The sequence below is a fragment of the Leptospira jelokensis genome (assembly GCF_004769635.1).
In the GTDB taxonomy this organism is placed as follows: domain Bacteria; phylum Spirochaetota; class Leptospiria; order Leptospirales; family Leptospiraceae; genus Leptospira_A; species Leptospira_A jelokensis.
In genome coordinates, this window is sequence record NZ_RQGH01000026.1 from 69,488 (window position 1) to 91,330 (window position 21,843).

Genomic DNA, 21,843 nt, shown 5'->3' on the forward strand with positions numbered 1-21,843 from the left:
AATGAAATATCAATTCTTCTTAATCATATTTCTTTTCTTCATTGGAACCAATTTGATTTCACAAACCTCTCCGTATCCAAAGGATAAAAATGGAAACGAAATCAAACCAGATTGGACACCATCGAATCCAAAGGATTCGGCATTCGGTGCAGATGAAACTCTTAACCCAAAAAGCCTGGATGAAAAACGATTACCGAAAACAACTAATTTTTGGGTTTACGGTGCTTCCATTGGTTCACCTGCCAGTATCAATTTCAATTTAGGTTATTATTGGAAAGATATCGTATTACGAGGATCAGGTGGTGTTTGGGGACCACAATGGAAAGGTGGCCAAATTGATTTGGGTTATACCTTTTGGAAAACACCTGTTATCTCTCATAGCATTTCAATTGTTGGTGGATATTTTGAAGTAAACCCTTTTGCTCCCGAGGTTGGTCGTGGAGGACAATCCTCTTATCCTACAGGTGTGAATATACCTGGTTATAACAGAAGGGATCCAACACAAGAAGACCTCCTGATTCGGTCTTATATCAATTCGATTGATTCCAATGTGGCAACCTATCTTGAGTATGAAAGCCGTGAAAGGCAAAAGGTACATCTCACCCAAAGGTACATTGGACTCACTTACGACTTTTTACTTGGTAATTTCTTCCTCCAGTTAGGTGGGGGAATTGGACAAGGTGACTACCGAAACCCACAATTATTATTACAGATGGGTTACCTCTTCAATACGAGGGAATATCATGATTAAAGATTTAATAGAAACAGCATTAAAAAATCGTGTCACCACGATCATTGCAGCCATCGTTGCAGTTTTATTTGGTATTTGGGCTTGGATCGACATACGAAAAGAAGCATATTCTGACATCTCAGACACTCAAGTACGACTCATTGCGAAATTTCCAGGCAAAGCTGCCGTAGAAGTAGAAGAAAGGGTTACTCTTCCCATTGAACGCGTATTAAATGCAATTCCAAAAGTCGCTGTCCGAAGGTCTAGAACTATCAATGGATTAGTGGTTTTCCAATTCGTATTTGAAGACGGAACTGACGATTATTTTGCTCGGATGCGCCTTATGGAAAGAGTGGCGGATGCCGATTTGCCAGAAGATGTCCATCCAGCTTTAGGCCCAATGAGTTCACCTGTCGGTGAAATTTACCGATATGTATTGGAATCAACTGAAAACCATACACCAATGGAATTACGAACCATCCAAGATTGGATTGTGATGCCTAAGATGTTACAAATCCCAGGCATTGCCGATGTAGTTACGTTTGGTGGTCTTCCGAAACAATACCATGTTGTTACATCTCCAGATAAACTCATTCGATACAAATTAACCATTGGCGATGTGATCAGAGCCATCCAAGAAAACAATTTAAATACAGGTGGAAACTTACTCCTACAAGGGGAACAAGGATTTCCAATTCGTTCGCTTGGTGCCATTCGCGATCCCAAACACATAGAAAATATTGTTGTGAAAACCGTGAATGGAGTTCCCGTTTTCATTCGTGATTTAGGTTCTGTTGAGATATCACATCCGATCCCTAGTGGTGTTTTAGGATATACCATTCAAAACGACGAAGAAGGACTTATCGAAGTCGATTCGTCTGTGCAAGGTTTGGTGGCCATGCGACGTTGGGGTGACTCAAATGAAATGGGAGAAAGGATTCGCGAAAAAGTAAAAGAAATCAACGAGAACTACCTTCCCAAAGGTGTCCAACTTCGAAACACTTATGACCGAACAGACTTAGTCAATTATACATTACGAACCATTGGTAAAACTTTGGTGGAAGGTGTTGTTGTTGTTAGTTTGGTTTTGATATTCTTTATCGGAAGTGTAAGAGCATCACTTGTCGTTGTGGCAACCATTCCCTTTGCCATGTTGTTTGCGTTTTTACTGATGAACATGACAGGTATCCCCGCCAGTTTACTTTCCCTTGGTGCAATCGACTTTGGAATCATTGTAGATGGGGCCGTCATCATGGTGGAAAATATCATGAGGCGTTACCGCGATGCAACGCCAGAAGAAAAATCTCATGGTATCCTTGCCTTTACGAGAGATGCCGCATCCGAAGTGGGAACAGAAATTCTATTTTCCATTTTAATCATCATCTTAGCATACCTTCCTATCTTTTCCTTTGAAAGGATAGAAGGACGATTATTCAAACCAATGGCATTTACGATCTCCTTTGCCATATTAGGTGCTTTAATTTTTGCGATGGCAGTGATCCCTGTGATCATGTCGATCATTTATAAACATTACTTTGAATCAAAGAACCCTGGTCCAATTGAATGGCACAATCCATTTTATGATTGGGTCGAAATACGTTACAAACGACTGATTGAGTTTATCGTCGACAGATCCAAAAAAGCAGTGCAATATACGTTTAGTGTCGTAACCATTTTTCTTGCTATCGGAATGTTTTCATTGGGAACAGAATTTTTACCTGAAATGGACGAAGGTGGATTTAACATCCGTATTTTTTTTCCAGTTGGGATTTCCTTACCCGAAGCAAGAAAGTTTATGCCAAAAATTCGACAGACGATATATAAAAATGAACAAGTCAGTGTTGTCATTTCACAACTAGGAAGGAACGATGATGGGACTGACCCACTTCCACCTAACCGATTAGAGGTTCTAATTGGACTAAAAGATTATAGTAAATGGAAAGAAAAGATTACAAAACAAGAACTTTTACTTCGCATGAAAAATGATTTGGAAGCGACACTACCAGGTGCAAGGATCAGTTTCTCTCAACCGATTATGGACAACTTATCAGAAGCGATCATGGGAACAATTGCTGACCTTGCCGTCTTTGTTTCTGGTAATGATTTAAAAATCATGCGAGGGATCGGAAACGAAGTTCTCAAAGAAATCAAAGAGATGAAAGGTGCAAGTGAGTACGGGATTGAACAAGAAGCAGAAAGTCCGCAACTTACGATTAATATCAACAGGGAAGCCGCAGCACGTTTTGGCATCAATGTGATTGATATCCAACAGATGATTGAAGCAGCAATTGGTATGCAAAGGATCAGCACTTTGTATGAAGGACCGTCGGATATCCCTCCCAAAACTCCTGCACGTTTTGGAATTGTGGTTCGGTTTTCGAAGGATTACAGAGCTTCCAAACAAGCGATTGAAAATATGCCAATTATCTCTCCAAAAGGAGAAAGGATCCCCTTATCTCAGTTAGCGGACATAGAGGTCATCGATGGACCCACAATGATCTTTCGTCAAGAAGGAAGAAGGGTTGTGACTGTTCGTACCAATATCCGTGGCCGTGACCAAGGTGGATTCGTGGCAGAACTCCAAAAGCGAGTGAAGAAAAAAATCAAACTACCTGATGGGTATGAAATTCGTTTTGGTGGGCAATACGAAAACTTATCCCGTGTCGGTAAAAAATTAGCGATTGTCATCCCAATCACAGTACTCATTATCTTTGGAGTATTGTACCTTTTATACCGTAACTTAAAGTATGTGTATGTAGCCCTTGCTTGCATTCCACTTTCATTACTCGGTGGAATATACGCACTACTCCTTCGTGGGTATTACTTTAATGTTTCTGGAGGAGTTGGTTTCATCTCTCTATTTGGAATTGCGACCATGGCAGGTGTCCTCTTCGTATCCAGAACCAACCACCTCCTTATAGAAGAACCAGATATTTCTACAAAAGCCGCAGTCAAAAAAGCAGCAGTGATCCAATTACGTCCCATGCTGATGACCATGTTACTTGCATTACTCGGTCTTATCCCTGCTACTTTAGGAACAGGAGTGGGTTCTGATGTGCAAAGACCTCTTGCTACCGTAATTGTAGGTGGCCTTTTTTCTGCGATGTGCCTCGTTCTAACGATACTACCTTCCTTGTATCTCGTTGTTGTTGGCGAAAGAAAACCAAACGCAAAGGAATTAGAAGAAATGAGCCATAAAAAACACATTCCGTTCATTGACTTTGTGAATGAGCTGAGCGATGAACCTCTAGAAGAAGAGGAAGAAGAAACGCTTAGCCAAAAGAAGAAAAAACCCTCTAAAAAAAGGAAAAAAACATAAGTATCATCCTTCTGGTGATTTAGAAATGAGAAATCATTTCTAAATCATAAACAGGTTCTTTTTTACACATTCATTTTGTCCTTTTTTTAAGAAGGACAAGTCTCCATTACTTGAGATTCATTTTTGAGATGATAGGATTGGTTTTTAATGGAATGGAATGGATGGGATGGATGGGATGGGATCGGTTCGATTCGATTCCATTTCCGGACTAATTTCAAATTCGCATGGATGCGGCCACAACAAACAGTCGTTCAACTCGAGTCCTTTTGTTTTGGTCTGTTTCGAAAACTGGGTCCATGGATTCTCTTTGGATCGCTTCCAATCGCAACAATCCTGGTTGCCACTGTAAAAAATCAAAGGTGACCGTGTATCCGTTTGTTAAAAATCCATTCCTGGTATAAGTTTGTGCCAAAACTTGTTTTGGATCATAAAACCGTTCGAATCGTAAACTCAATCGATAGGAATCTTCATAACGAAAACTTGTCCAAAATGTTCCATGATACCATTGGTGGTAAACTTTTGATTCACGACTGATGTAAATGGGCAAAACGGAATTTACCTCTTTCCACCATGGTTCATAAGACAAAGATTCTTTTGTTTTTTGTGCACCTACATCACCCGACAAGGCAAAGGCCAACCAATCGAATGCCTTCCACTCTAGGATTGTATTATTATAAAAACGAGTTTGTTTGCGTTCAAAATCTGGAGCTTCATTCCCAACAAATTGATTGGCAGTGATGGCAAAATTTGGAGTGAATTGGTATTTAAATTGGGTTCCAAGGGATTTGTCTTTGTTTTGGTCGGTTATATTTTGCCATCCATTCATCACGTGGAATTGAAATTGGAATTTATCTGTGAATTTCGTTGTAGTTCTCACACCTGAAGAATAATATGGTACGTAATCAAGTGCTAGTGCTCTCGTATAATTCCAATTATCCGAAGAAATCCAAGACTCGTGGCCTATATGCCCAAAATAGATCCCTGCATCTAACCATGTATTTTTCGTAATTTTAAATCCGACGTATGCTTCTTGGATATGCTTTACCGAGTTTTGATTTGAGCTAATGTCTTTATTGCTCTCTGATGCATAATTAGTATTAACTGATGTTCCAAATTGTAAAGCAAATCTACCTCGAATTTTTTCTTCCTGCCATTTCGCATCTACAAAACCTAAGTTGAGATTAAACTCATCATTACGAACCGCTTGCGTTGTATACGCACGTTCTTTTGCATTTGGATGATTTGCATTATGCGAATAATATGTATCTACAAAGGCACCAAATTTTAAACTATTTGGCATTACGATGGTATTTCCATTCGATTTATTTTCTTTGTTTTCGTTAGGTGGGTTTTGTGATTGAAACTGAGCCTCTTCTTTTCCTACTTGTTTGGGAAGTGAATCCTCATTTTCAATCGCATCTATAGTTTCATTGATAAAAAAGAAAAGGAATAGGAAAAAGATGGAAAAAATCAATACAGGTTTGATTCGAGTTATCATGAAAATCCGCTCCATAGGAGCGGAAATGAAATTTATTTTTTGAGTAATTCTTTGATCTCTTTTGGAAATCCTAACAATTCTTCAGGAACTTGGATTAATTTTTTACGATAGTTCTTTTTGTACTCTTTTTTGAACTTTGTATGACAAGACTTACAAGTTTCATCTGGTTTGCCTACGGCTAGTTTCGCATCGATGATTTCTTTCCATTCTGCTTTTTGGTCTTCGGGGGCCATGTCAGGCACTTTCTCGAGGATTTTATTGAGGTAATCAGCGTTATCCTTTTTGTCATACAACTTGGTCGCTGGCTTTGTGTACTCTTCCATAAAATCATGGAGATTCATTTCTTTCACAGACTTTGCTTTTTTTTCGGCATTTAGTACAAATCCGAAAGATACAAAGACCAATCCTAAGCTCAAAAGTATCTTTACTTTCATAGTCACCTTCTCGAGAAATCCTAATCTGAATTGGATTGAGAATCAAGTCTGTTTTTGCGCATAAGTCCAGAACCAAGTCCAAATTTTTTGACCGATTCCAAATTTACTCGTCCGGTGTATTCATCTTCATAGGTTTCCAATTCTTTGGTAAACTTAGCATCCAATCCCGCTAAACTTCGAGTTTCCGGAAAATATAAATATCCCTTGGCCCTTCGTGGAGTGAAAGGAAATTGTATTAAGGATAAATAGTGTTCCCAAGAATTTTTATCTCCAGGGATTGATTTTTCAAATGCACGAACACCTCGTTTTACATGTTTCACTTCATCTTCAAAGATATATAACATGATATCAGATGTTAGTTGGTCTCCAAAATACGAAAATACTTTTGCATACACCTGTGAATAATCCAAATTAGCACCTTCAAATGATAAAGACATCACTGCAGAGAAGGACTCCAAACTATTAAATTGTTTTAGTTGTTTCCAAAAAATATAATTTAATGGGAGATCACCAAATTGGATTCCAAAATCATTCATACGATTGATGTACATTTTTAAATGTATTTGTTCTTCTCCAATGGTTTTGATCCAGCCATTCCGAATGGATTTGGGTGCATCTGGAAATGCTAAGATGGCCCAAGCGAATAGTTCAATCGCCATCAATTCATGATTGGCAAAATGGTGCAGAGTTAACCCTCGATTTGATTCTAAATTCAAATGTTCAAGCCTGGGTATTTTTATTTTTCTATCGGAAAACTGTAGTTTTGGGTCTCTATTTGGTTTTTCAATACGAATACTATTGAATTCTACTTCTTCATCCCAATGTTTTGAGGGAGGTAACAACTTATCTTCCAAGTTGCTAGCAAGTAACAAATGTTTTGCGTATTCGCTGAGTTTCATTGTTTCTATATTAGGAAAATGGGTTTACAAAAATGTAAAATCATCCGTTGATATTTCCAAATTCAATGAACACTTCCAATTCGAAAAGTCCGAATTTTTATGAATCTGTTTACCAAGTGGTAAAAAAAATTCCGAAAGGCAAAGTCACTACCTATGGTCATATTGCTTTATTACTTGGAAATCCAAGGGCAGCGAGAGCAGTTGGGTATGCTCTCAACTCATTAAAAAAAAATAGGGAAACCGAAATCCCTTGGCAAAGGGTCATCAATCGACAAGGAAGGATTTCATTTAAAGGAGATGTTTTAAGAGCCAATTTACAAAAAAAAATCTTAGAATCGGAAGGTGTTTTCTTTGATTTAGGGGATAATCAATTGGATTTTGGCAAGTACGGATGGTTTCCATAAAATGAAAAAAGAATACCCTATCACACTGACAATTGCTGGTTCTGATTCTGGTGGGGGTGCAGGTGTCCAAGCGGATCTCAAAACCTTTTCCTCCCTTGCTACCTTTGGAACCACGGCGTTTACCTGCCTCACTGCACAAAATCCTGACGGAGTCACTGGAATCTATGAAATTTCTCCTGACTTTGTATCCAACCAACTCCAAACGGTTTCCAATTTTTTTCCGATCAAAGCAGCCAAAACAGGAATGTTGTATTCCAAAGACATTATCAAAGCAGTGAGTTCTTTCTTTTATGATAACCCTGAAATCCAATTGGTTCTTGATCCAGTGATGGTTGCTACCAGTGGTGCAAAACTTTTGCGTGATGATGCCATTCAATCACTGACCGAAGATCTGATTCCATTGGCAAAACTCATTACACCTAACTTAGATGAGGCGTCCCTTCTACTTGGCGAAACAATCAACCAATATGACCAATTGGTTCCGATGGCAAAAAAATTATTCCAAAAATACAATGTACCTGTTTTGTTAAAGGGTGGACACCTTCCTAATGCCAGTGTGGCAACAGATGTTCTCTTTGATGGAAAATCGATTTATGAATTTTCAAAACCTTACCTAAAGGAAAAACACACTCATGGTACAGGTTGTACGTATTCAGCAGCCATCACTTCCTTTTTGGCTCATGGAAAAAGTTTATCCGAGGCAGTAGGATCTGCAAAAGAATACCTCCATTTAAGTCTGGAAGATGATATCATTACAGGCCCAACCCACCATTTGAATCATTTTCCAGACCCAACTCACTAAACAATGATTAACGAATCGTAGAAAATTTGGAAGTATCTCTGAAAGTGTTTAATATTCAATATTCAATTCTTTGATTTTTTTATCTAATGTGTTTCGATTGATTCCCAAAAACTTCGCCACTCTTGTTTTGGTATAACGAAACTTTTTCATAGCATATTGGATGAGACGAGACTCAACTTCACTCACAACGATTTCCATCGCGCGCCCATCCAATCCATCAAGCTGGCCCGAAGTCAGACGTCCAGAACCTAAATCCAATGGTTCTGCACCATTCACTGTTTCCACATGATTTGGATGCGAAACTTCTACAGCATTTTCTGGGATTTCTTCCATATTGGACAAAATATCCGAAAAATCTTCTTCGTTTAAGATTTCGTCTTGGGCCAAGACAACTGCTCGTTCGATTACGTTTTCCAATTCCCGTACGTTTCCTGGCCAACGATACTTAAGCAATAATTTAGATGCCTCACGTGAAATCCCTTTGATGGATTTGTTATTATCTTTAGTATATTTTTCCAAAAAGTGATTCATTAAGAGTGGGATATCTTCTACTCGATCACGAAGCGGTGGTGTGTTGATTTTTACAACATTCAATCGATAAAACAAATCTGCTCTAAATTTCTTTTCAGCAACTAACTGCTCTAATTCGGCGTTTGTAGCAGCGATAATCCTTACATCCACTTTTTTTGCTTTGGTGGAACCAATTGCTTCAATCTCTCTCTCTTGCAACACTCGAAGTAATTTAGATTGTAAATTCAAATCCATTTCCCCGATTTCATCTAAGAATATGGTTCCCGTATCTGCGAGTTCGAACTTTCCTTTTTTATCTGTCACAGCACCAGTAAAAGAACCTTTTTTGTGACCAAATAATTCACTTTCCAAAAGGTTTTCAGGGATTGCGGCACAGTTGATTTTGATGAATGGATTTTCAGATCGAGAACTATTGTAATGGATTGCATTCGCAATCATTTCTTTTCCTGTTCCCGATTCTCCGGTAATGAGAACTGATGCTCTTGAATCAGCTACCAACTGAATTTTTTCAAACATCTTTTCCATACTTGCTGCTTTTCCAATCAAAGAACCAAATTTATATTTATTTTTAAGTTCTCTCTTTAGTTGGATATTCTCTCGAGAAATTTCTTTTTTAGCCTCTTCCACAAGGTTTTGGATTTTTATGGATTGAGATATGATGGAAGCAACAACCTGTAAAAAATCTAAAAATGATTTTAAATCAGTATGTTTGTTTTGAACAATGAATGCATTCACAACACCTAATGTTGTTTGTTCGCTTAAAATGGGAGCACAAAGTAAACTCACGTTATGTGGATCGTGTTTAAAATGAGACAAATACCCAACTCGATTTAAAAAGTCTGGATGGGTTGCAACGGATTCAATGATAATGGGTTCACCAGATTCAAACACTTTTCCGGTGATTCCCTCACCTGGCTGGTAAGTTCCTTTTTCGATTTCTTCCGGTGAAAGTCCAGAAGCAGCGACGATTCGTAACAAAGCTTCTTCTTTATTAAATAATACAATACTTCCTTTTTCCAAACGAAGTGATTTTTCCATCGTTACCATAATCGAATCAAATACTTCATTTTGGTCTAAGGTGGAACTGACCACTTTAGAAATTTCAATCAAAGTGGCTTGGATTTTTGTTCGTTGTTCTAGAGATCGAATGGTTTGTAAGTTTTTAAAAATTTGACCTGCTTGGTTGGCAAGAACACTCACAATTTCCAACATCTCTGGAGTGAATGCATTCAAACGATTTGAATCAAGAGAAATCACGCCGATGATATCATCCTCCACGATCATAGGAGCAACTAACTCTGATTTGATTTCTTCTTTTACTTGGATATAGTCAGGATCTTTTGAAACATCATTCACCAACTTTGCTTTCCCAGTAGAAGCGGCCATACCCGTAATCCCCTGTCCAATTTTGAGTTTGGTTTCTCGGAGCAACTGTTGGTTCATCCCCCTGGAAGTGACCGCGTCTAGTACACTTTGTTTTTCATCGATGAGCATAAGGGAGCCAGATTCGACCCCACAAATTTGGATGCAACGATCCAAAATCAGCTCCAGGAGACCGTCAGGGTCCTGGGTGGAATTCATAGCGGTCGCCACGTCATGGATGGATTGGATGGGATTGAATTTCTTCGTGCTCATAGGTTTTGCTCTTGGTCGTTACGGATTGCTGGAAAGGAACACAGAACCAATTTGCTTATTTTTTGATCACAATGTACCACAAGCAAACAAATAAATGAATTTTTCATCATTTCACTTGCCTTCCTTTCAGTTTCAGCAGAAAAAACAACATTTGCTTATAGATTAAGCATGAATCGTACCAGGTTTCTTGGTAGGGAGCGAAATTCTTGTAGCATACCAAAAAAGAAATCGGATACCCTGGCATGGGATGAACGAGGAATCGGAATTTGAACGAATCTGTTTGCTTTGCGCTGAACCTCGAGTTCCCAGTGGGATGACAAAACAAGGCCGCTTTTTTTGCCAAACATGCCAAAGAGAATGGATCCTAGAAAAACGCAAAATCCCCCGAGTTGGGAAAAACGTTCTCAACTCAGTCGAAAAAACCGAATTCCTCTTAGAAAACCTATCTTTATTCAATTCAAGCCTTGGACTCGAAGACTTGATGTTTCGATTCAGCGAACTCATTTCAGATCGACTCAAACGAGATAAAATTGCTATTTTCATCATAAATCTCGAATTAGGTGAGATCAAGTTAGCCAATTATTATTCCAAACAAAAACATTTAGAAAGGGCCATTAAACGTATTACAATCGATTACGATTTGAGTTATGGGATATTAATTGAAGCCATGGCAAAACGAGAGCCTTGTTTTTACAAATTTAGTGACCAATCACATCCATTTTATTCTTTTTATTCTAAATTGACTGGCACCAAATCACAGTTAGTCTTACCAATTTTATATGCAGACATTGCCGTAGGAATGATTACAATTGATTACGATGATGAAAACACATTAGATTATATCGAAGACGAAGAGATTTTAAAAATTGTTGTGGGTCAATTTGCCGTCTCTTTACGAAATTCTTTATTATTTTTTAAATCAAAAAATCAATCAAAACATTTCAAAAGTTTACACACTGCAGCCCTTACCTTAAGCCAACTTTATCTCAATAACCACAACGAGATGATAAGAATGATCCTTTTGACATTATCAGGAATCGTTGATTTATCAATTTCGTGTTTAGTCGAAATTCCACCAAATACATCTAAAGCAAAAGTTTTTAAAGTTTACCGTGATATCGATAATTATGAACTCAAAACACAAACAGACTCGATAGATACTGATGAAATCATTTCCTTGGCTGCGGGAAGGGAAATTATAACCGTTAACCCTTTCGAAAATCCTGTTTTAAGAAATATTGGGATCACTGGCAAAGAATCCATCATCGTTCCAGTCCAACTCGAAAACCAAACGACATGCATATTTATTTTATCTAAACAAGAATCTCGATTTCCACATGAAGAAATAGAAGCATTAAATGCATTTGTTTCCCTTGCAAGAATTACTATGGAAAACTCCAGTTTGTACCAAAACCTTTCCATCAAAGAACGATTGGAAAAAGAAATCGAAATTGCTAAAGAAATCCAAAGTAATTTATTACCACGAAATACACCGGAAGCAGAAGGGTTTTCCTTTGGTGGACTTATGGTACCTGCACGTGGAATTGGAGGTGACTATTATGACTTCATCTTATCACCTAACAGAAATGAATTATTTGTTTGCATTGGAGATGTAAGTGGAAAGGGAGTGGCTGCTGGGCTTGTCATGGCAACAGTTCGTACCATTCTGCATTCACTGGTTCGGGTCAAAGATTCTCCTTGGGAAATACTAAATGATATCAATAATTACTTATACAGTAGTTACAAAGAGGCCATTACACCTCGTTTTATGAGTATGATCCTTATCCGCTGGAATCTCATTTCAGGGGAAGTAGAAGTATCGGGGGCAGGCCATGGAAGTTTTTATCATTACCAGGAAAGTTCCAAAGTCTTACGTTCGATCGAAACTGGTGGTGTGATTTTAGGAATAAGCCCCGATATCTCTCATTTTAAAAATGAATCCAAATTACGATTTGGTGCGGGAGATACCATTTTACTTTTTACAGACGGGGTTACAGAGGCTTTAAACGCAAAAGAAACGCAATTTGGAGAGGTGAATTTAGAAAAAAGTTTTCTTACAAACATCCAATTAGAACCTAAAAAGATTTTGGAGAAAATTTATTCGGATTTAAAAGAATTTGTCAAAGAAAAGGAACAACACGATGATATCACAATGGTGGCAGTGAGAAAGGTATGATTCCAGAAATCCCCAATTCGATTTCCAAACATTTTGAATCCATGCTCCATCGAATGGGTAACCAACTGCCACTCCTTTGGAGAGACAATAAAACCAAGTTTTTATTGTCTTATTCAGGTGGGAAAGACTCGAGTATCCTCGTTTTGTTTTTGTTTTATCTAAAACAGAAATACAATATTGAATCCCCTAGTCTTTTTTATCTTTCTCATGGAATCCGAGAAATCACAAAAGAAGAATCGGATATGGAAACCTATATCAAAAACTTTGGTTTCCCACTTCATTTTGTAAAAAAAAAATCCCAAAACTTTCTCTCAAATTAAAACGAGGTCTTGAAGAGACAGGTAGACTCGTTCGTTACCACCAATTAAAAAAAATTAGCCAAAAATATCAATCCATCATCCTTACTGGGCACCATTGTAAAGATTATACAGAATCAATTTTCTTACACCTAACAAGGGGAGGTGGAAAAAAATCTTTTTATACACTCCCTCCATTTGATGGGGAACGATTTTTACCTTTGGTATTTTTGGAAGATTCGGAACTCAGAGAATTGTATCAGTTTGTAGAAACTGAAATGCGTATCTTTGAAGATGAATCCAATGCCGATCCCATTTACAAACGAAATCGAATCCGCCTCGAATTACTTCCCATTTTAGAAAAGGAAAAGTGGAACTTTTTCAAAACCTATTGGAATTTCCATGATAAGTCCCAACTCAATTTACAATTTGATGGACATAACAAAAACACAACAAGGCATCCTCCTCATCTTTTCCGGATTCCACACGAAACATGGGTGAGTTTGGGTTTACCAGCAAAAAAAGATCTGATCGATTTTCACCTCAAACTCTTAGGAATGTATCCACTTTATAAATCAGGGTTTGAAAATTTCCATTTACAATCTGAAGGAGAGAGGGCATTTTTAGAAAATAAAAACTGTTATTTATACAAATCAAAGTTTGGTGATCTCTTTATCATTGATAAAAAATCCCCTGCTTTCAAAAAAGCAATTTCCTACCGCGATGGAAACCACTTGGTCATTGAATGGAACCAAAACCGATTTAAACTGAGTGACCCAGATGAAAAGTACCACCTTGGGTCTTGGCACCATGGGCAAAAAATCCAAATCCGTTCGGGGAATAAGGAAATTTCCGAATGTATGAGGGAAAACGGAATTCCCTTTTTTCTAAGAACATTCATTCCTATCCTTTATTTTGAAAACGAACCCATTCAAATTTTATTTTCCCTCTTTTTCAAAAACGAAAAGAATTATCCGAAACGAATCTATTTGGAAAGATGATCTAGATGCATAAATATTCTAAAGAAATCCCCTTTCCTGAAACCAAATTCTTCACTTCTATCGCAAAGTTAGAAGAAAAAGAAGAATTGGATTCCGTTCCTTCGATTGCATTTATGGGAAGGTCCAACTCTGGAAAATCGAGTTTGCTCAATGCATTATCCAACCATAGAGGACTTGCAAAAGTTTCAAGAACTCCAGGCAAAACAAAACTCATCAATATCTTTAAAACGAAAGTTGGTTTTAATCTAATCGACTTACCAGGATTTGGTTATTCAAAAGCTTCTCATAAAGAACATAAAGAAATGATGAAACTTTTAGAAGGATTCCTCAACTCTTGGAAACAACTCAAAATTCTATTTATCTTATGTGATTCCCAAAGAGATTTTCCAGAAGAAGAATTGTCTACCATCGAAGTGGCAATGGAAAAAAAAATCAAACCTGTTGTGATTCGTACAAAAATTGACAAACTCAATCAAAGTGAATTGCATAAGGTGAGGTCCGAAATGGAAGGAGCTATGAATGAAATTGGAGTTCCCTTCCGAGTCTTTTATCTATCAGCAACAACCGGCCGAGGTGTGGGAGAATTAAAAGAATTTATTTTGGAAACACTTGGAGTTCAAACAAAAGTATCTAACGAAGAACCATAACGTGAATCCACTTGGTAGTTGATCATACCAAATAAATTAGAAGACATCATTTTACGAAAGTCAGTGAGTAAGGCAAAGGTTTCTTTTAATTGTTCTTTAATACGAAGTAATCGCACTTCTTCTTCTAATCGTTTTTTCTCAGACTCTAATTCTTTTTGGCGTTCTGTTGATTCGGTATCGGAAGTCTTTTTACTTTTTTCCGATTCTAATCGAGTTTCTAATTCTTTGATTTTGGTTTCTAAGTTTTTTTCGTAACTTCGTTTCTGGATTTCTTTTGGATTGTTCCTGTCTGATTTTTCTAAGGAAGGATTCTTTGTTCCTTTTTGATCTTCTTCTTTCTGTTGGAACAAGTCTTGAATGGACTTACCATCAGAATATGGCCGTAAACTTGGGTCCTCTGCCGATTTGGATTTTGGTTTGGTAACAGCTTCCGTTTCCCCACTCACTGCCACCATACGACCATCTCGTAACTCGTAGTTAATTTTTACATGGACTGATTGGACTTCTCGTCCTTTGAGGTAGGCTTCGTTTTTGAATTCTTGTGCATGGCCAAGTTCATGTGAGATCACATGTAAGGCGGATAAAGATTCAGGGGCACTTTCCAATCTTCCATGACCGACATAGTTCACCCTTCGATCCTTTTGCAGATCGACATTCATGCGACTGAATGTGGACTCGTCAATTCTCATGGAAACCTCACCACCTAATGGGTACTTCGGTTTGTCTTAAGAAAAGATTAGTACGAAATTGGAATTTTGAAAAGGAAAAACTCTCCCGTTTTGTTCGGGAGAGTGCGAAAAAACTAGGTTAAGGCCTATGGACCTTGTCTCACACAGCGGACATAATTCCTTTGTGTTTTGACAACAGAGCGCTCGACCCCGTAGGATTGGCGGTCAAAGGAAATCGCAAAAGCAGTTTCCCCCGGAAGATCATCTTGGTTGGACCAAGCTGTCCAGTAGTCCTCTTCTTGGGTGGAAGGGAAATACTGTAAGGTGGCCGCACGACCAGGAATCACCAACCTTTGGTATTCAAGCGGTGTTGGAACACGCCATGTCGCACCTAGGTAATTGCTATTTTGGCAAGCAGCAAACAACTCACTTGACCCAGCGATGGAGATCGAAGAAGTCCCTTGGATCACTTGTGGGTAAGAGATGGAGTTACATGCATGTGTTTGAGAATCACAGAATGCAACTTGGATGGCACCTGCGCGATTTACATCGTTTGGATTAAATAGGGAACCTTGTGGGGCCCCCAAACAATCGTTAAATCCTGCACGGTAAACTTGTCCATGGGTACATTTTTGCCAAACTAAATTAGCAACTGGGTCTGATATGGTTCCATTGCCATTGTCACGTAAACTTTGGTTTGCAATGAGGCCTGCAATCAGTTGGTTGGTTTCTTCTGGACTTAAACCGTAGACATCCTCTACAGGTTTCATTTCACAATTGATGAAAAAAGATAAGGCCAAAAGAGCAAAACAGGAATGAAGTATTTTCATAATCTTATGGCTCCCTTTAGAAAATATGGTTAAAGTTAACAAATAATTGCCTATCTTCTTTTGATTCTGCATAATCAAAGTAGATAACAGTTGCTTGGTTCCAAGGAATCCGTAATCCAATACCCCTAGAGTGTTTGTAGTTTTTTAGGTTTGCATCTTGTGTGCGATCCCAAACTCGTCCTACGTCATAAAAGGGAACCAATTGGAAATCAAAATGTTGCCCCCAAAATTCAGCTTCGGCAAACTTCCAACGAACTTCAAAGTTAGCGTACGCCATGGTTTGGCCCACAAATCGATCTTGTTTGTAACCCCGAATGGTTGTCCTACCACCGAGACCTGACTGGTTCACTTCCGTTCCCCACATATTTCGGTATTCGTAAAAAGGAGCATCCCCATTTGTTTGGACCATGGTCCCACGAGCCGCGAGAACAAATTTCTCTAAAATTTCAGGTGGTTTATTCGTAAACCATGTGACTGGACTCATAAAAATACGACCGGAGACTAGGTTTTTATTGAACTCGGAAGTCGAACCGATGGCTTTTGTTGAACGTTCGTGAGTGTATTCTAAAAACAAACCGCGGTTAGGGTCTGGCTCAAAATCACGAGTGTCAAAAACAATACCGGCACGAACCGTGTTCGTATAACCACCATTAATCCCACGAATCTTTCCGTCTTTGTCATCTCGGGTTAATTTTGTTTCCCCTTGTGGAGTTCCAAACGTCCGATCTTTATCCAAAAACCCTAGGACTCCATCTGCTGGCCCTAAGTAGGCGTTGTTGTATTTGCCATCAAATGTACGAATGATTTGTTTTGATAAACGAATCCCTGTTACCGCACGGAGGGTTCCTCCGAAGAAAGAGTATTCCCCTGAAGTACTAAAGTTAGGGTTTTCAATGTCATAACGGTTGTATTTGTTATCGCTAACGATTGGTGCTTCGCCGACTCCCGCATCCCCTGGCCTTCTGAAACTCAAGTTATCTTCATAATCGGCAAATGGTGCGTTCCTTCGGATTCTACCATTGGGATCATTCCTTTCCAAATAGGAAAGTGGTTGGAGTGTTCCTTCCCCGAAACCAAAGTACAAGGAATTTGGGTTCCTTTCATACACTAAATCAGCGCGTAACCGCCATTTGGTGTCAAAGATATAAGGTGCATCCAAACTCAGCTGGTGGTAAGGCGCTCGTTTTGTGGTATTAAAATACTGCGCAAATACCCGGACTCGGTACGGAGTGTATTCAAACATGGGAGAGGTTCGATTTCCATTATAGAAATACAAAACCCTTGCCCCAAAGCCTATCCCTACGTTTGGATCGGAGTTAATGAGAGGAAGCCCAGTGAAGTAACCACCCTCTTTTTTAATTTTAATATCACGTTCGCTTAATCTCCTTTTCTCAGAGATTTCGAACGGAAGGTCGGTTCGTGGTTGTCTTTCCTGAGCAGACAAACCCGATACCAGTGAAAAAAATAACAGAAGCAGTAAACTTCTTAAAATGGAATTGTACATTCTCTACCTATTCGCCAAAGAAACTGACTCATGTTGGGAAATTTGAAATATATGTCAAATAGATTCGGAAATTTATGTTATTTTCGCTTCGATTCTGTGTAAAATGAGGAGGACCTCATCTTGTTGGACCAAATCTCCCGATTGTTTCCGGATCTCTTCCACTCGGCATGGATAAGGAGCTTTGATCGCATTTTCCATTTTCATCGCTTCCAAAATTAACAACGTTTCCCCTACACTGTGTTCGCTTCCAACTGCCGTTGCAATTTGCACTACCTTCCCGGGCATGGGGCTTTTGATTTCGGGTGAGGTTTGTCCTGCAAGTTCATACGAGCGTTCTGCAAGTTTTACACTCCATGTTTCCCCATTCCAATGGAAAAATACTTCGTTTCTCACTTTCATAAATTTCAAAAGGGAACCGTCTTTCATTTGAACGGTTGTTAAATTTTGTTCGTTTGGTTTGAATCCATCCACCATAACATCTGTTCGGAATTGGAAGGTTTCACTTCCCAGGCGAACCTTGATGCGATCACCACTTAGATGAACTGAGACAGGGGTTTGTTTTGATTCGAATCTGTAATCCATTTTAATTTACCTTCGCCTTCCATGGGTTTTTCACTTCCACATGAGAGAAAAAAAGTCCTGCCAATGCGTATTTCATTTCTTCTTTGTTGTTTTCTTTTAAAAGTTCGGACTCTTTGTCGGCAATGAAATGAGTGGAAACCTGCCCTTTCGCAAACTCTTCAGTAGATACCAATTTCTGCAAAAATTGAAGATTGGTTTTGGGACCAAACACTATGGTTTCTGATAAACATTCAACGAGTCGCTGAATCGCCGTTAATCGGTCTTCTCCCCAAACGATGAGTTTGGCAATCATAGGATCATAATACATTGTGATTTCGGAACCTGTCACAACACCTGAGTCAATCCTTAAGTCCTCACGTGTGGGAAACGACAAATGATGGATTTTTCCAATGGAAGGTAAAAAACCTTCTTTGGGATCTTCTGCATAAATCCGCACTTCGATTGCATGTCCTTTTTGGGGAGGTGTTTGGAGGGAAGGAAGGGGTTCTCCTTGGCAAACACGAATTTGCCATTCCACTAAATCGAGTCCTGTTGTCATTTCTGTAACTGGATGTTCTACCTGTAACCGAGTGTTCATCTCTAAAAAATAGAACTCACCTGATTCACCTAATATGAATTCAACGGTGCCGGCTCCTTCGTATTGTACCGATTTACCAGCAAGAATGGCTGCTTCTGCCATTTTGGTTTTGAGTTGGGATGGGAAATTTGGTGCTGGCGTTTCTTCTACAACTTTTTGGTGCCTTCGTTGTAAGGAGCAGTCCCTTTCATGTAAGTGGATGATGTTTCCTTTTGTATCACCAAAGATTTGGAATTCGACATGCCTTGGGTTCACAATGTACTTTTCTAATAAAATGCGATCATCACCAAAAGAAGACATGGCTTCCCGTTTGGCTGATAAAATCCCCGCTTCCAATTCTTCAGGTGAATTGATACGGCGCATCCCTTTCCCACCACCACCTGCACTTGCTTTGGCCATGATTGGATATCCTATTTTTGCCGCTTCTGTTTTGAAAACAGACATCTCTTGGGATTCCCCTTCATATCCAGGGACAACTGGTACTCCGTTCTTTGCAACTAACACGCGTGAACCGATTTTATCTCCCATTGCTTCAATGGAATGAGGTTTTGGGCCAATGAACCGAATTCCATTTTGTTCTAATTTTTTGGCAAAGGTTGTGTTTTCCGATAAAAAACCATACCCTGGGTGAACTGCATCCGCACCCGTGGTTAGGCATGCTTCTATCACTTTATCTACATTTAAATAAGAAGAACGTGCATCAGTCCCACCTAATGGATAGGCTTCGTCAGCAGAGTGAACAAACAAACTGTTTGCATCGGGGTCTGAATAAACAGCAACAGTTTTGATTCCCATTCTTTTGGCTGTGCGAATGACTCTGACGGCAATTTCGCCTCGATTGGCGATAAGTATTTTTTGGATCGGCTTCATACGAGTAGGATCAAAACTAAAGAATGGCGAAAATAAATCAACAGAAACATAGGAAGTGAATTGACCATCGAAACGAGCCAACAATTCTTTTTTTATGGTGAAACAGATTTTCAAACCTAGTTTTTCAGATCGAATTTTTATTACCTATTTTGTTTTTGGATTCATCACACTTTTCCTCCATCGAATATTATTTTTTCTGGTTTATTCTTATCGTTTAGAAGATTTCCAATTTCTATTGATATTAAAAGCGTTCCTGATTGGGTTTCGATTTGATCTTACAACCATCTCAATGTTGTTAGCTGGTTTTTTTATTCTTTCCATGTTTCATTCTTTGTCTCGATTCCAATTTTACAAAAATCTTTGGGTAATCACACCTCTTTTGGTTTATCCATTTTGTGTTTTGCATCTGTTTGCAGATCTTTTGTACTTTGAAAATGCAAACAAACACATCGGATATGAAGCCATAGTATTTTTAGGAGACTTAGATGTTTTGGTATCTTCTGCCTTCGCGGAAGCACCACTTAAAATCCTTTCATTTATACTTTTTATAATGATTTATATCATAGGCATTCGGTATTGGTTTCGAAAACAAAAGATAGGGATACAAAGGGAGGAACCCATTCCAAAAAAATATACAATTCTAAAAAACAGTTTGTGGATTTTGTTTTTTTTCATCTCCTTTCGAGGTGGGCCACAAGAGTCACCACTCCGAGCCAGCGAAGCTATTATTTCCGATGATGCTCTCATCAACCAACTTGCCTTAAATGGAATTTACACAACCATTAACGACTTCAAAAGCCAATCCATTCCCAAACATTTAAAGATGAGTGAAGCGGAAATGATGGCAGTTGTCAAAGAAGAAATCCGATTTGAAGGTTCTGAATTCATAAATGACCCTGAATTCCCATTAGTCCGCAAACTAAGTCCAGTCCCAGGGAAAAAACCTACAAACGTTGTACTTGTGATCCAAGAATCTTGGACAGGAAAATTTGTTTGGCCGATGTCTGATGGAATATGGATGGGAAAGGAAATCACTCCATTTTACAATCGTTTGGCGAAAAAAGGACATAGTTTTCGGAAGTTTTATGCAAATGGAGGTAGGACTAGTAATGCATTACTTTCCGTGTTAACAAGCATCCCTGATCGGCCAGGCCTTACTGCCATCCGAACACCACAAATCCTCAGTCATTTTTCTGCGATTGGAAATCTATTTTCTGGATTTGGGTATGAAACAAGTTTTATCACAGGTGATGATTTGAAGTTTGATAGTTTAGAAACAATATTACCTCACTTTGGATTCAAAACATTGATAGGCAAAGAAGACTTTCGAAAATCTGGACTCTACCAGATTGGGGCATGGGGGTATGATGATGAACACCTCTATAGTAAAGCTTTGGAAGAAATGGATTTTTACCAGGAAAAACAAAAACCATTCCTTATGACAATCCTAACAATGACAACCCACTACCCTTACAAAGTCCCAGATCCCAAATATGAAATTTTTGATTCAAGTATAACGGATTATGATTATCTCAATACCTACCATTATTCCGATAGTGCCTTAGAAAAATTTATGAACGAGATGGAAAAAAAGAAATATTTTGATGAAACCATTTTTGTTTTTGTGGGAGACCATACCCACCATCGGTATTTGACTTTTTTTGAAGATCGTATGGTTCCTTTTTTAATTTATGCTCCAAAATATATCAAACCAAAGTTAGATGAAAGGATCGCATCACAACTCGATGTATTGCCAACCATTTTGGGTATTATCGGAAAAGAAACCTATTTCGCAGGGTTTGGTAAAAATCTATTTGCTCCGAATCTGAAATCTGGTAGTACTTACTTTGCCTATGGAAGTGCATGTGGTTGGATTGATGAAGAAAAGATTTTATACCAAAGTGTGGATGGAGACACACAATTTATTTTCCAAATGGTGCCTCCCTATGAAGAAGATCCAGTTTGCCGAACAGATCGTACAAAATGTACGGCACAAACCTTAAAAGCAAAAGCGTTTTTTAATTTGTCACTGGATCTAATGAATCGGAATTCTGTTTATCCATTGGAAGGACGACTACGGTACTCCAGGAAATGAATCCACATACTTCACTTTAAAATCTGGAAAACTTGTTACAATTTGGACTTTAAAATCGGGAAAGGATGTGACTTCCTGCCATTGACCACAATCCGATGGAAAACTAGTAACCTTTTTGACCTTTAGGTCTGGAAAACTATCAACGATCTGGACTTTAAAATCTGGAAAACTGGTAACGAACTGCACCTTTCCTGCCAATTTTTTTCCTTTGAATGTGCAATCAGAGCCAACTTCACCTGCCGAGAGACCCAAGGTCAAAATGACAGAGAGAACTAAAATCATTCCTTGTTTCATGTTTCCTCCAAAATTTAAGAAATAAATTCTCGATTTATTTTTAAGGATGTC

Annotated in this window: 19 protein-coding genes; 9 read left to right on the plus strand and 10 right to left on the minus strand. The window is 38.6% G+C overall.

The features are described from left to right. Position 1: 1 nt before the first annotated feature. Entirely contained in the window at positions 2-751 is a 750-nt protein-coding gene (locus tag EHQ62_RS10260; RefSeq protein ID WP_135642521.1) for a hypothetical protein, read from the plus strand. Further along, a complete protein-coding gene (locus tag EHQ62_RS10265) occupies positions 744-4,049 on the plus strand; it encodes an efflux RND transporter permease subunit (RefSeq protein WP_135642523.1) in 3,306 nt (1,101 codons plus the stop codon). Before EHQ62_RS10260 ends, EHQ62_RS10265 begins: the two co-directional genes overlap by 8 nt. Positions 4,050-4,263: 214 nt before the next feature. On the opposite strand, the gene EHQ62_RS10270 is transcribed toward EHQ62_RS10265, so the two are convergent. From EHQ62_RS10270 to EHQ62_RS10280, 3 genes are read right to left on the minus strand one after another with little or no spacing between them, the layout of a single operon-like run. Next, positions 4,264-5,547, minus strand: a complete 1,284-nt coding sequence (locus EHQ62_RS10270) for a porin (RefSeq protein WP_244241735.1) — start codon at positions 5,545-5,547, stop codon at positions 4,264-4,266. Between the two features lie 32 nt (positions 5,548-5,579). Further along, positions 5,580-5,981, minus strand: a complete 402-nt coding sequence (locus tag EHQ62_RS10275; RefSeq protein WP_135642525.1) for a hypothetical protein — start codon at positions 5,979-5,981, stop codon at positions 5,580-5,582. 20 nt (positions 5,982-6,001) lie between these two features. Next, positions 6,002-6,880 (minus strand): ferritin-like domain-containing protein, encoded by an 879-nt coding sequence (locus EHQ62_RS10280; protein WP_135642526.1) that lies wholly within the window; start codon positions 6,878-6,880, stop codon positions 6,002-6,004. A 65-nt stretch (positions 6,881-6,945) separates the two neighbouring features. On the opposite strand from EHQ62_RS10280, the gene EHQ62_RS10285 reads away from it, so the two are divergent. Continuing rightward, the gene (locus EHQ62_RS10285) at positions 6,946-7,284 is read left to right on the plus strand and encodes an MGMT family protein (protein WP_135642528.1); all 339 of its coding nucleotides are present in this window, start codon (positions 6,946-6,948) and stop codon (positions 7,282-7,284) included. Between the two features lies 1 nt (position 7,285). Beyond that, positions 7,286-8,086 (plus strand): bifunctional hydroxymethylpyrimidine kinase/phosphomethylpyrimidine kinase, encoded by an 801-nt coding sequence (gene thiD, locus EHQ62_RS10290; RefSeq protein ID WP_135643710.1) that lies wholly within the window; start codon positions 7,286-7,288, stop codon positions 8,084-8,086. Positions 8,087-8,134: 48 nt separating this feature from the next. Here the strand turns inward: thiD and EHQ62_RS10295 are convergent, their stop codons facing one another. Then, positions 8,135-10,198 carry a sigma-54-dependent Fis family transcriptional regulator gene (locus tag EHQ62_RS10295; RefSeq protein WP_167482879.1) on the minus strand — a complete coding sequence of 688 codons (2,064 nt, stop codon included), beginning with the start codon at positions 10,196-10,198 and terminating at the stop codon, positions 8,135-8,137. Between the two features lie 301 nt (positions 10,199-10,499). On the opposite strand from EHQ62_RS10295, the gene EHQ62_RS10300 reads away from it, so the two are divergent. Genes EHQ62_RS10300 through yihA form a run of 4 tightly spaced genes read left to right on the plus strand, consistent with a single transcriptional unit; the run spans position 10,500 to position 14,372 of the window. Then, positions 10,500-12,428 carry a SpoIIE family protein phosphatase gene (locus EHQ62_RS10300; RefSeq protein ID WP_135642532.1) on the plus strand — a complete coding sequence of 643 codons (1,929 nt, stop codon included), beginning with the start codon at positions 10,500-10,502 and terminating at the stop codon, positions 12,426-12,428. Next, positions 12,425-12,748 (plus strand): tRNA lysidine(34) synthetase, encoded by a 324-nt coding sequence (locus EHQ62_RS18790; RefSeq protein ID WP_135642534.1) that lies wholly within the window; start codon positions 12,425-12,427, stop codon positions 12,746-12,748. The genes EHQ62_RS10300 and EHQ62_RS18790 overlap by 4 nt, the downstream gene beginning before the upstream one ends. Continuing rightward, on the plus strand, positions 12,724-13,725 hold the full coding sequence (locus tag EHQ62_RS10310; RefSeq protein WP_135642536.1) for a tRNA lysidine(34) synthetase: 1,002 nt from the start codon (positions 12,724-12,726) through the stop codon (positions 13,723-13,725). Before EHQ62_RS18790 ends, EHQ62_RS10310 begins: the two co-directional genes overlap by 25 nt. Before the next feature lie 5 nt (positions 13,726-13,730). Then, positions 13,731-14,372 (plus strand): ribosome biogenesis GTP-binding protein YihA/YsxC, encoded by a 642-nt coding sequence (gene yihA / locus EHQ62_RS10315; RefSeq protein WP_135642538.1) that lies wholly within the window; start codon positions 13,731-13,733, stop codon positions 14,370-14,372. On the opposite strand, the gene EHQ62_RS10320 is transcribed toward yihA, so the two are convergent. The 5 genes from EHQ62_RS10320 to EHQ62_RS10340 all read right to left on the minus strand — a co-directional run bounded on the left by EHQ62_RS10320 (position 14,342) and on the right by EHQ62_RS10340 (position 19,403). Further along, positions 14,342-15,061 carry a hypothetical protein gene (locus EHQ62_RS10320; protein WP_135642540.1) on the minus strand — a complete coding sequence of 240 codons (720 nt, stop codon included), beginning with the start codon at positions 15,059-15,061 and terminating at the stop codon, positions 14,342-14,344. The genes yihA and EHQ62_RS10320 overlap by 31 nt on opposite strands. Before the next feature lie 125 nt (positions 15,062-15,186). After that, complete coding sequence (lsa25, locus tag EHQ62_RS10325; protein WP_135642542.1) at positions 15,187-15,870, minus strand: surface adhesin Lsa25; 684 nt, start codon at positions 15,868-15,870, stop codon at positions 15,187-15,189. A gap of 16 nt (positions 15,871-15,886) precedes the next feature. Continuing rightward, positions 15,887-17,374, minus strand: a complete 1,488-nt coding sequence (omp85, locus tag EHQ62_RS10330) for an Omp85 family outer membrane protein (protein ID WP_135642544.1) — start codon at positions 17,372-17,374, stop codon at positions 15,887-15,889. A 72-nt stretch (positions 17,375-17,446) separates the two neighbouring features. Further along, positions 17,447-17,956, minus strand: coding sequence for an acyl-CoA carboxylase biotin carboxyl carrier protein subunit (locus tag EHQ62_RS10335; protein ID WP_135642545.1), 510 nt, complete (start codon positions 17,954-17,956; stop codon positions 17,447-17,449). A 1-nt stretch (position 17,957) separates the two neighbouring features. Continuing rightward, entirely contained in the window at positions 17,958-19,403 is a 1,446-nt protein-coding gene (locus tag EHQ62_RS10340; protein ID WP_135643712.1) for an acetyl-CoA carboxylase biotin carboxylase subunit, read from the minus strand. Between the two features lie 94 nt (positions 19,404-19,497). Here EHQ62_RS10340 and EHQ62_RS10345 point away from each other — a divergent pair, with 94 nt between their 5' ends. Beyond that, a complete protein-coding gene (locus tag EHQ62_RS10345; RefSeq protein ID WP_135642547.1) occupies positions 19,498-21,498 on the plus strand; it encodes an LTA synthase family protein in 2,001 nt (666 codons plus the stop codon). Here EHQ62_RS10345 and EHQ62_RS10350 read toward each other — a convergent pair. Further along, a complete protein-coding gene (locus EHQ62_RS10350) occupies positions 21,478-21,792 on the minus strand; it encodes a 7(1) septoil knot domain-containing protein (protein ID WP_135642549.1) in 315 nt (104 codons plus the stop codon). The genes EHQ62_RS10345 and EHQ62_RS10350 overlap by 21 nt on opposite strands. Between the last annotated feature and the right edge of the window lie 51 nt (positions 21,793-21,843).